Below are 14,919 nucleotides of genomic sequence, written 5' to 3'. Positions count from 1 at the left end.
CGGCAAACGTCCCGATTGATGACGCAGGACAACCTCGGTGCGCTTCTGTCGCCGCTCGCCGCAGCGGTGACTGTCGGCGGAATCATCTGGGCGACGAAGAACCACGTTGCGCGCGAGGGGGTTATCCGGGTCGACACCAAGATCAAGGCCCTCGCGCCCTGTCGTCTACAGGTGCGGGTCAACTACCTCAAGCCGAGCGAGCCACAGTTTCAATACCTTGCCGGTGACGGCCGTACGGCCTTCTCAGCCCGCCGACTGTGCGTCAACACCCCACACCGTCCGTTCGCCGGCACCCACAAGCACCGGGTCGAGCCCGGCGGGGGCGAGGAGGCCGCCTACGAGCCCGACGACATCCCCTTCGTTCCGCTGCAACCACGGGTGTCACCCGGGACCTATCGTGCGATCCTGGAAGCGTTCGCTGCGGAATGCTTCATCACGTTCGGCACCGACTTCGGCTGGTCAGAACCGTGAGGGGGATGATCGTGGACGCTACGACCGTGATCGGCGCGGTCCTGCGGGCTGCCAATGACAACACTGTCGCGCACCCGTACGGCGATGGTCTGCTTGTTGATCTGCCGTTGGCCTACGGCGACGGCGACGGCGTGCGGGTGTTGGTCGAGCCGATGGGCACGGGGTTCCGAGTCAGTGATCGCGCAACGGCCGCCACTCTATTGGCGATGGCAGGGGTCAACCTCTTCGCCGGTCGCGCCGCAGAAGCGTTCGCAGAAATCACCCGCGGTGCTGGCCTCAACGGGGTCAACGCCGTCCCGGGTGAGCTTGCCACCTTCGGCACCGCCGACGATCTGGGCCGACTGATCCTTGCCGTCGCCCAGGCATCGCTGCGGGCCGATCAGCTTCGGTGGCTCGCACCCCGGCAGGCGGGCATGCGGTTCGTCGATCGGGTTGCCGATCGAGTCACCGTTTGGGCCGGTCGCACTCGCCACCTCCAACGGGACGCGCCGATCCCACTCGGGTCCGGGCGCACCCGCTCGGTGACGGTGCGGGTGGCCAACGACGGCAAGGCGGCATACGTCCAGGCGCTCAGCTTGCGTGACCCCGATCAGGCGGCCGAGCACTGCTACCACGTCTTTGGTCTCTCTACGATCGCAAAGGAGCGCCGCATTGCTGCCTTGGCCGGCACGAAGCGAGACTGGCCGGCGGCAATCGTGACGGAGCTCCAGACCGTCAGTGATGTCGAGTTCTTCGACGAGCCGCTGAGCCTGGAGCGACAGCTCGACAAGGTGGTTCCCCCACCGCAGCCTGCGCTCCGGGCGTAGCCTCTCCGGCCAAGTCACTGCGGGTTGTTCCGGGGCTGACTGAGGGTACGGATTTCGATAGGGTCGGCGGCGTTCGCAACGCCGAAGTGATCGCTCATGCCTCGCGTCATGAACGTCCTCGGCTGAACGGTAGTGCCTTGCTACGGCATCTGCGTCCGATCCCAGGTGTCGATCGTCAGCGCTCGGCTGCCCCTGCCGCTGGTATTCCTCAGTCCCGCGAAGCGAGTTGGGCTGCCTCCGTGAGCAGCGCCTCCAACTCGGCGTCAGCGAGAGCCTCGTCAGTGAAGACCTTCTGGACCGTCGCCGCTTGGATGCGTCCGATCATCTCCTGGCTGATCGCATAGTCAAGCGAGGGGTCGATGGTCGAGAGGATCAACGACTCGGCGTCGTCGGCTCGGATCTCAGGGCCACCGTCATACTGGGCGCGCAGGTCTGCGACAAATTTGATTACTCCGGCCCGGTCTGCGCGAACCCGCTACGACGTGATGTCCTTGCGGGTGAACCGCCAGAACGCCAGCCCCCAGAACAGCGTCGCGTAACAGATCGCCGAGATGCAGCCGCGCACCACGTCGTCGGTCTGCACCGGTGTGGAGAGCAGCCCCAGCCAGGCGGTGCTGAAGTGGGTGGGCAGGAAGTCGCGCAGAGCCCCCAGGGCGGTGATCTGGTCCAGGATGCTCGACAGGATCCACAGCAGCACAGCGCCGCCGACCGCGCCGAGCGCGGCGTCCGTCGTCACCGACAGCAGGAACGCCAGCCCGGCCACCACCAGGAGTACGACCGCCAGGTAGCCGAGCACGGCGAGCAGCCGGAGCAGCCCCTCGGTCGGCTCCAGCTCGGCGGCGACAGTGCTGCGCAGCGGCGACCAGCCGTAGCGCAGGGTGCCGGCGAGCAGGGCGGTGCCGGCCAGCAGGAGCAGGGCCAGCCCCGAGTACGCGAGCGCGACCACAAGCTTCACTGTGAGCAGCCGGGCGCGGGGCACCGGGATGGCCAGCAGGTAGCGCAGACTCCCCCAGCTCGCCTCACTTGCCACCGTGTCGCCGCAGAACAGCGCGACGACCACCACCAGCAGGAACGACGCCGACACGAAGATCGAGAACAGGGTGAAGTTGAGCCCGCCCGAGGTGGCCAGCTCGACCAGGCTGGAGAACTCGTTGCGGCCGTTGTCGTCGTCGCCGCCCGAGTCGAACTGGAACGCGATCAGGATGATCAGCGGCAGCAGCACCATGAACCCGAGCGCCAGTTGGGTACGCCGCCGCGACGCCTGCCGGCGGAACTCCGCCGCGAACGGCATGGTGGCCGACGGCCGGTAGCCACGGGCCGCACCGGCCGGATCGGTGACGCCCGACGGCGTGTCGACGGAAGAGCCAGCCATCACCGGTCACCGCTTCCCCGAGAGTTCTCGCCCACCAGGGCGAGGAACGCGTCCTCCAGGCGCCGCCGGGGCACCACCCGGTCCACTCCGATGCCGGCGCGTACCAGCTCGGCCACCACCTCGCTGCGGGCCGTGCCGTTGGTGTCGACCACCAACTGACCGTCGCTCTCCGGCAGCACCCGAACGCCGTGCAACTGGTCCAGCACCGCCCGCGCCGCCACCGGGTCGCTGACGTCGAACAGCACGCTCGGCGACTCGCCCACGATCTCCTCCACCGGCCCGGACGCCACGATCCGACCCTTGTTCACCACCACCGCGTGCGTGCAGGTCTGCTCCACCTCGGCCAGCAGGTGGCTGGAGACCAGCACCGCGCGCCCGTCGGTGGCGTACCGCTGCAGGACGCGGCGCATCTCGGCGATCTGCGGCGGGTCGAGCCCGTCTGTCGGTTCGTCGAGTACCAGCAGTTCGGGCAGGCCGAGCATGGCCTGGGCGATCGCCAGACGCTGGCGCATACCGTGGCTGTAGTTCTTGATCTTCCGGTGCACCGAGTCGCCCAGCCCGGCGATCTCCAACGCCGCGTCGAAGTGCGCGTCCTCCCACGGCCGTCCGGTGGCCCGCCAGTACGCCTTCAGGTTGTCCAGGCCGGACAGGTGCGGCAGGAAACCGGGCCCCTCCACGAGCGCGCCGATGCGGGAGAGCACCGGTGAGCCGGGCACCAGCCGCCGACCGAAGACGTAGATCTCACCGGCGGTCGGCTGGGTCAACCCCATCAGCACCCGCAGGGTCGTGGTCTTACCGGCGCCGTTCGGCCCGAGCAGACCCACCACCTGACCCGGGTGCACCTCGAAGTCGACGTTCGACACGGCCACGAAGCCGTCCGCGTACTCCTTGCGCAGGGAGCGCACGGCGAGCGGCGTGTCCGCGTACTCCGGATGCACCGAGCGGTCCTGGCGGCGATGGCGGCGGCGGACCACTGCGACGACCACGACGAGCCCGATCGCGATGGCCGCGAGCAGGCCGGCGAGCACCCAACGCCACACGGTCGCGGCGGTGGGGATGGGCTCGCCGTCGATCGTGGGCAGGCTCACCGCGCCGTCCACCGCCACCGTGTAGACGGTGGGCTCGGCAGGCGTGGTGTACGCCTGGTCGGACGTGGCGACCACAAGGCGCAGCCGGTGTCCGGCCTCGACGCGGTGGACGATACCGGGCAGCGTCACGGTGACCGGGCGGGCGTCCTGCACCTGCTCCGGCAGACCGGTGAGCCGGACCGGCGCGACAAGCCCGTTCGACAGGGTCGCGGCGCCGTCCTTGTCGACGTCGTAGAGCTTGACGAAGAGCACGGCCTCGCCGGTCGGCGACGCGGCCCGCAGGGTGACGGTGGGCGCGCCCGCCACGTCGACCGCCTCGGTCAGCGGCGTCGACTCGAACCGGGCGTGCTGGCCCGGCACGTCGCCGGCCACTCCGCCGAGCAGCGAGGTGAGCCCGCCGGCGAACGGGATCGAGGAGATGGCCGCCGGATTGCCGTTCGGCGGGTTCGCGATCGGCTGCGGCGGGCCGGCGACGGTGACCTCCCGGCGGCTGTCGCCGTCCAGACCCGGGTAGTCGGTGGTACGGAAGCCGGTGGCGACCAGACCTCGATCGAGCGCGTCGAAGCCGGCGATGCGCGACCAGGTGAAGTCGTCACCAGGCGCGTCGCCTTCGCCCTTGACGTAGTGGTCGAGCCACTGGGCGGTCAGGAACTTCACCCGGTCCGAATCCGAGCGGGGGCCGGCACCGCCGTCGTGGCCGCCGGTGAACCAGGCGACCCGCACCGGGGTGCCGGCGGCGGCGATGCCCTTGGCGTTGGCGTCCGCCTCGCCCAGGGGGAAGAGCGTGTCCGCCTCGCCCTGCACCAGCAGGGTGGGTGCCGTGATCCGGTCCAGCACGCCGGCCGGGCTGGACCGGCGCAGCAGGTCCACGGCGGCCTGGTCGGCCTGGCCGGTGGTGGCGATCCGCAGGTACGCGGCGCAGATGTCGGCGGCGAACCGGCCGCAGGCCGGGTCGGCCGCTCCGGCGGGTGCGCCACCCGGACCGGTGCCCGGCCCGCTGCCCGGCCCCGGGCTGGGCGGGCCGGCCGACGCGGGTGCGCCCTCCGGCTGGGCGGCGGTCGTGCCGGAGAGCCCGGCCGGGCCGCTGCCCACGTTGCCGCCCCCGCCGAAGAAGAGGCCCGCCCAGCCCTTCTTGAACACGCCCTCGGTCGGCGACGCGCCGGTGCTCTCCGGCAGGAACGCGCGGGACAGGTCGTTCCAGGTGATCATGGGGACGATCGCGTCCACCCGCCGGTCCTGGGCGGCCAGCAGCAACGCCAGCGCGCCGCCGTACGAGCCGCCGACCACGCCTACCTTCGGATCGCCGGGAGCGTCGGTGCGCACCTCGGGCCGGTCGGCCAGCCAGTCCAGCAGCCGCTGCGCGTCGCGTACCTCGTAGTCCGGGCTGTCCAGGTGGATCTGACCACCACTGCGGCCGAAGCCCCGCGCGGTCCAGGTGAGCACCGCGTACCCGCGTCCGGCGAACTCCTCCGCGTCGGAGCGCACCGAATCTTTTGTGCCGCCGAACCCGTGCGCCAGCAGCACGGCCGGCACCTTCCGTCCGGACGAGGCGTCGTCCGGCAGGTACAGGGTGGTGTCCAGGTCGACGGGCTGGTCACCGGCCGGTCCAGAGCGGACGGTGAGCATCGCGCTCTCGGTGCGTACCCCCGATCCCTGCGGCCACACCGCCCAGGTCACGGCGGCAGCCAGCAGGACGACGACCGCCGTCGCGGCGATCGCGCGACGGCGGGTGGGCAGGGCACGCCGGAACCACGCGGCCGGCGACGGCGATCTCATGCGGCACACGGTACGGCCCCGAGCCTGAGCGCTGGCTGAGATCCGCCGTACGTCCGTTCGGTTACTCCGATCGGTGATCGAGACGGGTGCGACCGCGCAACGTCCAGCGCTGGCCAGTGAGTTGAGTTCGCATTCCGTGAATTCCGATCTTCGTCGGAAATCCACCTCGATCCCTCCATGTCACACCCACCAATGCCACGCAGCGTGTCTACAACCCGGACGAATGGTGACATCGCTCGAACTGACGCAAACCTGACTCTGCGCCAGCGACCCCACCTCGACGGCTTCGGTTAGTTTTCCGGTCCGGCGGACGGGACTCATCGATGAACCCGAAACCGCGTCGACCCCCGCCCGACGCCGGAGGAGACACACCATGACAGTTCCCGCGCCGCGGGCCCGTCGACGGACGTCCACGCTGGGCCGAATGCTGCCGCTGCTGCTCATCGCCGCGCTCCTGGCCCCGGTGGGCTTGCTGCTCACCCAGAGCTGGCAACACACCGGCGAGAATCGGGACCAGGCCTCCCGGGCACGGCTGGGCGTGGAGTACCTGCGCGCCCTCGCCCCGATCACCGAAGCCCTTGTGGAGGCCCAGTCGGCCGCCGTCAGCGGCCGGCCCGTCCCCGGTGAGCCGCTGACCCGCGCCGTCGAGCAGGCCGCCACGCTGGACGCCCGCATCGGCGTCGAACTGCGCAGCCAGGAACGCTGGGCCGGGCTCCGGGCCAAACTGGAAGCGCTGCGCGACCGCCGCCCCGCCGACCCGGAATCCGCCTACACCGCGTACGGCGAGGTCACCGACCTGCTGCTCGACCTGCACGACAAGGTCCGGGAGAGCTCCGGGCTGGTCCGTGATCCCGGCGCCGACTCGTACTTCCTCCAGGACAGCGTCGGCCAGGAACTGCCCGAGGCGATGGTGGGCGCCGGCCGGCTCGCCGACCTGGGCACGCTCGTCAGCCGCCGGCCCGCCGCCGAACGGACCCGCGGCCTCATCGAACTGACCAGCGTGCGGGTATCCGCCCTCGCCCCCGCCAACGGCGTGGTGGACAACCTGCGATCGGCGGTGGACAGCTCGGAGAGCACCGACCTGGGCGCGAACGTGCTGACCCCACTTGACGCCTACCAGCGGTCGGTGGAGGCGCTTGCCGCGTACTCGACCCCGGCCGCCGGCACCGGCGCGGTGGATCCCGGTCAACTGGCCGCCGCCGCGCTCAACTCGCGCAACGCCGCCCGGCAACTTCAGCCGGTCGTCCTCGCCGAACTCGACGCCCTGCTCGTAGAACGGCTCGACGGGCTGGACCGGGACCGCTGGATCACAGTCGGTGCCGCAGCCGTCGCCGTGCTGCTGCTGGGCTGGCTCGCCACACTGCTGATCGCGGCCGCCCGCCGGGCCCACCGACGCGCGGCCACGCCGACCACTGACGTGGACAGCTCGGGCGACCTGACGACGGGTGATCCCTGGCAGCCGCCGGGTGGCACGGGCAGACCCGCCGACCAGCGAACGCTGCAACCCGTCGGCGCGACCCAGCACACGGAGATCGCGCAGTGGGGGCCCTTCGATGCTTCTCGGTAGGCTCCGGATCCGCGGCAAGCTCGCGCTGCTCGTGGTGATCCCCCTGCTCAGCCTGGTCGGCCTCGCCGTTCCCGTGGTGCTCGACCGGGTTGCCGCCGCGCAACGCGCCGGCGAGATCACCGACCGCGTACGGCTCGCCAGCCAGGTCGGCAGTCTCCTTCAGGACCTTCAGCAGGAACGCGTCCTCTCGATCGGCTTCCTGCTCCGCCGGGTCGACCGCTCCGAACTGATCCGGAAGTCCGCAGATGTGGACGACCGGGTCGCCGACCTGCGATCCGGAGCCGACACGAAGCTGACCGACCGGGTCGAGCACGCCCTCGACGCGGTGTCCAGCCTCATCGATCTACGCTCGGCAGTGCTGACCGGCACCGCGAACCCGATCCAGGTGATGGAGGGGTTCGGCCCTGTCAACACCGGGCTCATCGAGTCGCTCCGGCTGAACTTCGGCGTGGACACCGACACGCTCACCGGCCGCCAGGTGCTCGCCCTCGACGGGCTGCTGCGCGCCGACGAGGGTCTGGGCGCCTGCGCCACCCTGAGCCTGGTGGTCAAGGCGACAGGCGCACCGCAGGCCAGCGCCGCGTACGTGGCGTGCATCGCCGCCCTCCAGGTGGACAGCCGACGCTTCCGGAGCCTGATCACACCCGATCAGCTCAAGGTCGCCCAACTCCTGGACTCGGCTGTCGCCGCGCGTACCAGCCCCGACTTCCTGGTCACCAGCGCCCGGGACCCGGCCGGCGCCGTCCGCGACGTGCCGCTCGACGCGCTCTTCCCGTCCGTCCGCTCGATGATCCGACTCGGACAGTTCGTCGAGAAGAAGCTTGTCGCCGACGTGGTCGCCGAGGTCACCGCCGAGCGACGGCGGGCACTGACCGCCGCGCACCTGGTCGGTGGTGCCGCAGTGCTGATCATTGCGCTGGTGGTGCTGCTGAGCGCGGCTGTCGCGCGGACCGTGGCCCGGCCACTGACCCGCCTCACCCGCTCCGCCGACCGGGTCGCAAGGACCGCGGAGGCGGAGCTGATCCGGGTCACCGACGACGAGGCGGAGAGCGCACAGTCGGTACGTCTGGAACCTGTCGACATTCGGGCCAACGACGAGATCGGCGACCTGGCCCGGGCCTTCGACCGGGTGCAGAACACGGCGGCGCAGCTGGTCGAGCGGCAGATCGCCGGCCGGCGCAACGTGGCACAGATGTTCGGTCACGTCGGGCGGCGTACCCAGAACCTGGTGGGCAGGCAGATCGCCCTGATCGACCGGCTGGAGGAGCAGGAGGCCGACCCGGGCCGCCTGGAGCACCTGTACCGGCTCGACCACATCTCCAGCCGGTTGCGGCGCAACGCCGGCAGCCTGGTGGTGCTCTCCGGTTCGGCCGGAGCCGACCCGCACACCGCGCCGGTGCCGCTGGCGGACGTGGTGCGGTTGGCGCTCGGTGAGATCGAGGACTACACCCGGGTGGAGGTGCAGGTGCCGCCGGGCATCTCGGCCGCACCGGCAGTGGTCGGCGACCTCGTCCTGGCGCTGGCCGAGCTGATGGAGAACGCGACGGTGTTCTCCCCGCCGCACACCCGGGTGCTGGTGGCCGGTGAGCCGTCCGAGGTCGGTGCCCGGCTCACAGTGGTGGACCGGGGCATCGGCATGACCGAGCAGCGGCTGTTCGAGGAGAACGCACGCCTCACCCGGCGGGAACGCCTCGACCTCGCACCGACCGAGGTACTCGGCCTCTTCGTGGTGGGCCGGTTGGCCCGCCGCCACGGCTGGACGGTGCACCTGACCGCCACGGTGGGCGGTGGGGTGACCGCCCAGTTGGACATCCCGTCGGCGTCGCTTGTGGTGCGCCGTGCCGACCGGGCCGGGGCGACAGTGGCTCGGGCCGCGGTGCCGGACCGGAGCCGACGCCCCTCCGCCGCCGTCGACCCGGCTCCGAGTGCCCCTTCCCGTGCCGCCACCGTTGCGGCGGCCACCGCCGCGCCGGCCAGCCTGGAGACGGACCTCCTCAGCCGGGCCACGCGCAGCCTGGAATCCGGCGAGTCCTGGGACGCGTTCGGGGCCCGGGAGCCCGGCGACTCCCCGGTCACCGTCGACGCGGCGCACGCACCGGCACCGTCGGCACCGGCCGACCTGACGGACCCCAGCACAGGTCTGCCCCGTCGGCCAGCCCAGGGAACGGCGCGCGTAGACATCGGCCAACAGCGCCCGGCCACCGCGCCGGAGACCCGGGAACCGTCGGGCACCCCCAGCGGACCCCGGGTCCGGCAACGGGTACCCGGTGCCAGCCTGGGCGCCACGGCCGCGCCGGTCGGGCCGGTCGACGCCACGGCCGCCGACCCGACCGCCGCCCGGGCCCTGGTCGAGGCGGTCCAGGCCGGCGTACGCCGAGCCGAGCAGACCGTCACAATCGACCTGCCCGCGACGCCGGGCGACCCCATCCACCCGATAGTGGGCACCGGCGCCCCCGCAGACACCACACTGGACCGTCCACACCTCAACAGGCGGGTGCCCGGAGCGAACCTCGCGGTCACCCCGCCCTGCCCGCCGACCAGCCCGCACCCCGGCGACCCGGCCGAGGTTCGCAACCTCATCACCGAGTTCGAGGCGGGCGTTGCCCGCGCCCTCCGTGAAGTCAGTCCAGACCGCCGGAACGAAGAAGGATCATCACGGTGACCAGCCCCTTCCTGCACGAAAACGTCGACCAGAGCCAGCCCGGCGCCGCGGGGGACCTCAGCCCTGAGGCCCGCACCTTCAACTGGCTGCTGGACTCCTTCACCTCCAGCACGGCCGGGGTCCTGGAGGCGATCGCCGTCTCCTCGGACGGGCTGCTGATGGCCATGTCGGCCATCAAGGACCGGTCCAACGCCGAGCGGCTTGCCGCCGTGGTCTCCGGCATGACCAGCCTCGCCGGTGGGGCGGCCAGTTGGTACGCGCTCGGCGGCCTGAACCGGGTGATCGTCGACATGGCCGACGGTTACCTGCTGATCAGCGCGATCAGCAGCGGGTCGGTGCTCGGCGTCGTCGCCGACCGATCGGCCAACCTGGGCACCGTCGCCTACGAGATGACGCTCTTCGCGGGGCGGGCCGGTGGGGCGCTCACCCCGCGGCTGATCGTCGAGCTGAAGAACTCCGTCCAGCAATGACGCCGGAGGTCCCCGGCGACGATCCGGATCCGGACCCGCGGGTCCGGATCCGCCCCTACCTGCGTACGCCGCACCCGGGTGGGGGCGGCACGCCGGCGGCGCCGGAGCCGGACGACGGCCGTCCGGCGGGTCCACGCCCCTTCGTGCTCACCTCGGGACGGGTGGAGAGCGTGGACCCGGCGATCGGGCTGGAGACGCAGGTGACCCTGCGCGCCGACGACGGCCGGTGGACCGGTACGTCGACAGCCCTGCTGGCGCCGGAGCTTCAGGCGATCCTCGCGCTCTGCGCAGAGCCGATCTCCGTGGCCGAGTTGTCGGCCCGGACCCGGCTGCAATTCGGCGTGACCCGTGTCCTGGTCGGCGACCTGCGCGCCGCCGGTCACCTGGACGTGCATGTCACCGATGGCAACGACGCCTTCAACCCCGACCTCATCCTGCGAGTGATTGATGGACTCCGTGCGATCTCCTGAATGGCCGGTCGCCCCGATCGGGGGTCTCGCCGGCAACAGCGCCGCTGCCCGTTACGGCACGTCGCCGGGCACTGATCCCATGCTCGGGCGCATCGGCCCGCCGCCGACCGCGCCTCCGCCACCGCCGTACCGGCCGACGCCGAGCGCCGCGCCGTCGCTGCCGTCCGGCCGCCCGCCCGCGACGCCACCGATACCGGTGAAGATCCTCGTCGCCGGCGGTTTCGGGGTGGGTAAGACCACCACAGTGGGGGCGATCTCCGAGATCGCGCCGTTGACCACCGAGGCCGAGATGACAAGCGCGGGGATCGGCGTGGACGACCCCGGCATCCGGTCGGCCAAGACCACCACCACGGTGGCGATGGATTTCGGTTGCGTGACCATCGACCGCAGCCTGAAGCTCTACCTGTTCGGTACGCCGGGGCAGGCGCGGTTCGGCTTCATGTGGGACGACCTGGCCCGGGGCGCGCTCGGTGCGCTGGTGGTGGTCGACAGCGCCCGGCTGGACGACTGCTATCCGGCGATCGACTTCTTCGAGCAGGCCGGGTTGCCGTTCGTGGTCGGCGTCAACGCGTTCGACGGTCGACTGGCACTGGAGTTGGGTGAGATCCGCTGGGCGCTTGCCATCGGTGACCACGTGCCCCTGGTGCAGTTCGACGCCCGGGACCGGCTCTCGGTGCGGGACGCCCTGCTGGTCGTCCTGGACCGCGCGTTGGACCGGGCGACCGGGAAGGGTAGGGCCTGAGCCGACCGGCTCCGGTCGTGGCGGGAAGGGGTGATCGGGTGAGGGGCGACCTTGGCGAGACGCTGGCCCGGCTGGCCCGGCGCGAGGAGGCGCTGCGCCGCAGGACCAGTGACCGTGACGACACCTCGACGCCGCGTCCGGCGGGTGGCCCGGAGCACGGCCCGGGTGGCCGGGTCGACACCAGCGGGTCGGGCCGCCATGACGCGCGACACGCTGGGCGGGACGAACCCGCCGACGCCGCCGGATGGGGGCCGGTCGAGGCGGTGGCCGAGGCGGTACGCGAGGTCGTAAGCGCCCACCCGGGGCTGGCGGTGACGGTCCACGTCGAGCACGACGGCCGGACGTACCCGCTGCGGGTCGACTGGGACGGCCAAGACGTCACTGTCGGTCCGGCACCGGCGGCACCTGCTGTGGCACCGGTGGAGCCGCCACCGTCCTGGCCGCTGTCCGGTCGGACGGTGGCGGCCTGGACACCCGGCCCACACGGGTTGACGCCGGACCCGGCGGCCCGCCTGGCAGAGTTGATCCGGCGCGATCCGACGCTGCTGGACGAGGTGGATCCGGGGCGCTGATCGCCACGGCTGGCCGACGGCGGCTACGGTCGGGCGGTGGCGCAACCCGACCTGACTCTGATCGCGAGCCTGCGGCCCGCGGCGCTGGACGCCCGACGGGGCATCGTACGGCTGCACCCGGAGGCGCTGACCGCGCTGGGGTTACGCCCCGGTGACCCGGTCCGGCTGGCCGGCCGCCGGGAGACCGCCGGGATCGTCGCGGCGGCCGACGCGGGCGCGAGCAGTGCCCTGCTGTACGCCGATGACCTGACGCTCGGCAACCTCGGGCTGCGCGACGGCGGTCAGGTGCGGGTGTCGCCGCTGCCGTTGACCCCGGCGGGCCGGGTCACACTGGCCGGGCCTGTGGAGGTGGTCGCGGCGGTCAGTCCGGAGATGCTCCGGCTGGCCCTGTTGGGCAAGGTGCTCACGGTCGGCGACGACGTGTCGCTGCTGCCGCAGGACGTGCTGCCGGACGCCTCGGTGCGCAGCCTGGTCGAGGCGGCCCGCCGCAGCCTGTCCACAACGATCGGGTTCGCCTGGACCAGCACCCTGCTCACCGTTGTCGCCGTCGAGCCGTCCGCCGGGTCGCTGGTCACCATGGACACGCAGGTCGGCTGGGAGTACGGCCGGGCCACCCACGGCCCGACCGCCGGCCGTTCCTCCGCTCCGGCCGACGCCAGCCCGGCCGCCCGGCGTGACGCCACCCTCGCGCCGGAGACGGACGACGTGGACGACGCGCCCGACGTCGACGAGTTGCCGGGGCTGCGAGCCCAGGCCGAGGAGCTGACCGAACTCCTGGATCTCGGCTTCCACCATCGGGAGGTGCTGGGCCGGTTGGGCACCACGATCTCGCTCGGTGTGCTGCTCGGCGGGCCGGCCGGCTCCGGCAAGTCGGCGCTGGTCCGGGCCGTCGCGGCAAAGGTCGGTGCGCGCGTACACCCGCTGTGGGCGCCCGAGGTGGCAGCGCTGAGCAACCAGGCCGCCGCCGACCGGCTGCGGTCCGTGGCGACGGCTGCCCGCGCCGACGGGCCGGCGGTGCTGCTCGTCACCGACCTGGAGGCGCTGGCCCCGGCGGACGAACCCGGCCCGCTGGCCACTGTGTTCCGGCAGGTGCTCGCGGAGAGCGTCCGGGCCGGCGTCGCAGTGGTCTGCACCACAAGCCGACCGGAGGCTGTCGACCCGGCGCTGCGCGCACCCGACCTGCTGTCGCTGCGGATCAGCATCCCGCTTCCCGACCCCGCCCTGCGCCGCGAGCAGCTCGGCGTCCTGACCCGGCAGGTGCCGCTCGCCGACGACGTCCGGCTCGACGAGGTGGCCGGGCGTACCCCCGGGTTCGTCGCGGCGGACCTGGCCGCGCTGGTCCGGGAGGCCGGGGTACGCGCCGCGCTGCGGCAGAAGTCCGCCCAGACTCCTACCGTGTCGATGGCCGACTTCACCGCCGCCCTGGAGGTGGTACGGCCCACGACGATGGCCGCGTCGACCCTGGAGTTGGCCTCGGTGACGCTCGACGACGTGGGTGGGCTCGACGAGGTCAAGCAGACGTTGACCGAGTCGGTGCTCTGGCCGCTCACCTACCCGGACACCTTCGCCCGGCTCGGCGTGCAGCCGCCCCGCGGTGTGCTGCTCTACGGCCCGCCCGGCTGCGGCAAGACGTACCTGGTGACGGCTCTGGCCGGATCGGGGCGGGCGAACGTGCTGTCGGTCAAGGGCGCGGAACTGCTCTCCAAGTGGGTGGGTGAGAGCGAACGGGCCGTACGTGAGCTGTTCCGCCGTGCCCGGGAGGCGGCGCCGACGCTGATCTTCCTGGACGAGATGGACGCGCTGGCACCGGTACGCGGGCAGGCCACCGACGGGGGCACGACCGATCGGGTGGTCGCCGCCCTGCTCACCGAACTGGACGGGGTGGAGACCCTGCGCAACGTGGTGGTCATCGGCGCGACGAACCGGCCGGACCTGGTCGACCCGGCGCTGCTGCGGCCGGGCCGGTTGGGGCGGCTTGTCTACGTGCCGCCACCGGACGCGGAGGCCCGCGCGGAGATCCTGCGGGCCGCGTCCCGACACGTACCGCTGGCACCGGACGTCGACCTGGCCTCCCTCGGCGAGGAATTGACCGGCTTCTCGGCGGCAGACTGCGCGGCGCTGGTCCGGGAGGCGGCGCTCGCGGCGATGCGGGAGTCGCTTGCCGCCGCCACAGTCACCGCCGCGCACGTGGCCATCGCGCGGGAACGGGTCCGCCCGTCGCTGGACCCGGCTCAGGTGGAATGGCTCGCCAAGTACGCCGCCGAGCGGGGCTGACCGGCTCGGCGACCGGTCAGACGAGCTTCAGGGCGCGGACGACGTAGAGCTTCAGCGCGCGGGCGGCGTAGAGTCGAGGCAGATCTCGGCGTGCACCTTGCCGCCGGCCTCGCGCAGCGTCGCACCGCACTTCTGAAGGACCGCTATCGCGCCGGCGTTGTCAGGGGTCGTCTCGGCCACCACATTTCGCATGCCGGCCCCGGCCGCGGCGATGAGCAGCCCGCGCAGGGCGGCGGCGCCGATCCCCTGCCCGCGCGCGGACCTGCCGAGCCACATCCCGGCCTCCACCGTGCCCGGCTCGTCACAGCGAGTCATCCTGATCATGCCCAGCACCTCGCCGCCGACGGTGACGGCGTACATCTGCGAGCCGGTCGGGCCGTCCAGACCGCCGAAGCTTCCCCGGTGGTAGTTGCGGAACGCTTCCCGACGGGCGAGCGACCAGCCGGCGGGCGCCTCGACCGGGGGCATCACGTCATCGGGTTCGGCTTCAGCAGCCGCTACTGAGAGCAACGACTCAAGGTTCCGCTCGTCCACCGGCTCCAGCCGGACCGCACCTGGCACGTGCCGCAGTCTGCCGTTCCCATCGGCTGAAGTCCACCCCATTGGCCTTGCACTGGCGGTCCGGTCACCGGTACCGGCCGGTCGGGCG

13 protein-coding genes are annotated in these 14,919 nt (G+C 72.1%); 9 read left to right on the top strand and 4 right to left on the bottom strand.

Annotated elements, in window-relative coordinates; genetic code table 11:
- The first annotated feature begins 18 nt into the window (after positions 1 to 18).
- Positions 19 to 471 (top strand): hypothetical protein, encoded by a 453-nt coding sequence (locus ACPXB1_RS09790; protein WP_425735087.1) that lies wholly within the window; start codon positions 19 to 21, stop codon positions 469 to 471.
- Positions 472 to 476: 5 nt separating this feature from the next.
- Positions 477 to 1,277, top strand: coding sequence for a hypothetical protein (locus tag ACPXB1_RS09785; RefSeq protein ID WP_425735086.1), 801 nt, complete (start codon positions 477 to 479; stop codon positions 1,275 to 1,277).
- Positions 1,278 to 1,485: 208 nt separating this feature from the next.
- Here the strand turns inward: ACPXB1_RS09785 and ACPXB1_RS09780 are convergent, their stop codons facing one another.
- The 3 genes from ACPXB1_RS09780 to ACPXB1_RS09770 all read right to left on the bottom strand — a co-directional run bounded on the left by ACPXB1_RS09780 (position 1,486) and on the right by ACPXB1_RS09770 (position 5,513).
- The gene (locus tag ACPXB1_RS09780) at positions 1,486 to 1,653 is read right to left on the bottom strand and encodes a hypothetical protein (protein WP_425735085.1); all 168 of its coding nucleotides are present in this window, start codon (positions 1,651 to 1,653) and stop codon (positions 1,486 to 1,488) included.
- A 99-nt stretch (positions 1,654 to 1,752) separates the two neighbouring features.
- On the bottom strand, positions 1,753 to 2,649 hold the full coding sequence (locus ACPXB1_RS09775; protein ID WP_355589800.1) for an ABC transporter permease: 897 nt from the start codon (positions 2,647 to 2,649) through the stop codon (positions 1,753 to 1,755).
- Positions 2,649 to 5,513, bottom strand: coding sequence for an alpha/beta fold hydrolase (locus tag ACPXB1_RS09770; protein ID WP_425735084.1), 2,865 nt, complete (start codon positions 5,511 to 5,513; stop codon positions 2,649 to 2,651). The genes ACPXB1_RS09775 and ACPXB1_RS09770 overlap by 1 nt, the downstream gene beginning before the upstream one ends.
- A gap of 373 nt (positions 5,514 to 5,886) precedes the next feature.
- Here ACPXB1_RS09770 and ACPXB1_RS09765 point away from each other — a divergent pair, with 373 nt between their 5' ends.
- From ACPXB1_RS09765 to ACPXB1_RS09735, 7 genes are read left to right on the top strand one after another with little or no spacing between them, the layout of a single operon-like run.
- Complete coding sequence (locus ACPXB1_RS09765) at positions 5,887 to 7,080, top strand: hypothetical protein (RefSeq protein WP_053654353.1); 1,194 nt, start codon at positions 5,887 to 5,889, stop codon at positions 7,078 to 7,080.
- The gene (locus ACPXB1_RS09760) at positions 7,067 to 9,742 is read left to right on the top strand and encodes a nitrate- and nitrite sensing domain-containing protein (RefSeq protein WP_425735083.1); all 2,676 of its coding nucleotides are present in this window, start codon (positions 7,067 to 7,069) and stop codon (positions 9,740 to 9,742) included. The genes ACPXB1_RS09765 and ACPXB1_RS09760 overlap by 14 nt, the downstream gene beginning before the upstream one ends.
- Positions 9,739 to 10,212, top strand: a complete 474-nt coding sequence (locus ACPXB1_RS09755) for a roadblock/LC7 domain-containing protein (RefSeq protein ID WP_053654358.1) — start codon at positions 9,739 to 9,741, stop codon at positions 10,210 to 10,212. Before ACPXB1_RS09760 ends, ACPXB1_RS09755 begins: the two co-directional genes overlap by 4 nt.
- Positions 10,209 to 10,682 carry a DUF742 domain-containing protein gene (locus ACPXB1_RS09750; RefSeq protein ID WP_355589813.1) on the top strand — a complete coding sequence of 158 codons (474 nt, stop codon included), beginning with the start codon at positions 10,209 to 10,211 and terminating at the stop codon, positions 10,680 to 10,682. Before ACPXB1_RS09755 ends, ACPXB1_RS09750 begins: the two co-directional genes overlap by 4 nt.
- Positions 10,660 to 11,424: a GTP-binding protein gene (locus ACPXB1_RS09745; protein ID WP_355589816.1), complete on the top strand. Its 765-nt coding sequence runs from the start codon at positions 10,660 to 10,662 to the stop codon at positions 11,422 to 11,424. Before ACPXB1_RS09750 ends, ACPXB1_RS09745 begins: the two co-directional genes overlap by 23 nt.
- 38 nt (positions 11,425 to 11,462) lie before the next feature.
- The gene (locus ACPXB1_RS09740; RefSeq protein WP_355589819.1) at positions 11,463 to 11,996 is read left to right on the top strand and encodes a hypothetical protein; all 534 of its coding nucleotides are present in this window, start codon (positions 11,463 to 11,465) and stop codon (positions 11,994 to 11,996) included.
- A 36-nt stretch (positions 11,997 to 12,032) separates the two neighbouring features.
- A complete protein-coding gene (locus ACPXB1_RS09735) occupies positions 12,033 to 14,270 on the top strand; it encodes an AAA family ATPase (protein WP_355589821.1) in 2,238 nt (745 codons plus the stop codon).
- A gap of 51 nt (positions 14,271 to 14,321) precedes the next feature.
- Here ACPXB1_RS09735 and ACPXB1_RS09730 read toward each other — a convergent pair whose 3' ends face one another.
- Positions 14,322 to 14,831: a GNAT family N-acetyltransferase gene (locus ACPXB1_RS09730; RefSeq protein WP_306273322.1), complete on the bottom strand. Its 510-nt coding sequence runs from the start codon at positions 14,829 to 14,831 to the stop codon at positions 14,322 to 14,324.
- Positions 14,832 to 14,919: the final 88 nt, after the last annotated feature.

The organism is Micromonospora sp. DT68, from assembly GCF_049847245.1.
Lineage (GTDB): Bacteria > Actinomycetota > Actinomycetes > Mycobacteriales > Micromonosporaceae > Micromonospora > Micromonospora profundi.
This window is presented reverse-complemented; position numbering and strand designations above follow the sequence as displayed.

Excerpts from the sequence above, each read along its gene's own strand:
- ACPXB1_RS09785 (WP_425735086.1), top strand. The coding sequence starts at position 477 with ATGATCGTGGACGCTACGACCGTGATCGGCGCGGTCCTGCGGGCTGCC.
- ACPXB1_RS09770 (WP_425735084.1), bottom strand. The coding sequence starts at position 5,513 with ATGAGATCGCCGTCGCCGGCCGCGTGGTTCCGGCGTGCCCTGCCCACC.
- ACPXB1_RS09750 (WP_355589813.1), top strand. The coding sequence starts at position 10,209 with ATGACGCCGGAGGTCCCCGGCGACGATCCGGATCCGGACCCGCGGGTC.
- ACPXB1_RS09775 (WP_355589800.1), bottom strand. The coding sequence starts at position 2,649 with ATGGCTGGCTCTTCCGTCGACACGCCGTCGGGCGTCACCGATCCGGCC.
- ACPXB1_RS09765 (WP_053654353.1), top strand. The coding sequence starts at position 5,887 with ATGACAGTTCCCGCGCCGCGGGCCCGTCGACGGACGTCCACGCTGGGC.
- ACPXB1_RS09760 (WP_425735083.1), top strand. The coding sequence starts at position 7,067 with ATGCTTCTCGGTAGGCTCCGGATCCGCGGCAAGCTCGCGCTGCTCGTG.
- ACPXB1_RS09790 (WP_425735087.1), top strand. The coding sequence starts at position 19 with ATGACGCAGGACAACCTCGGTGCGCTTCTGTCGCCGCTCGCCGCAGCG.
- ACPXB1_RS09745 (WP_355589816.1), top strand. The coding sequence starts at position 10,660 with ATGGACTCCGTGCGATCTCCTGAATGGCCGGTCGCCCCGATCGGGGGT.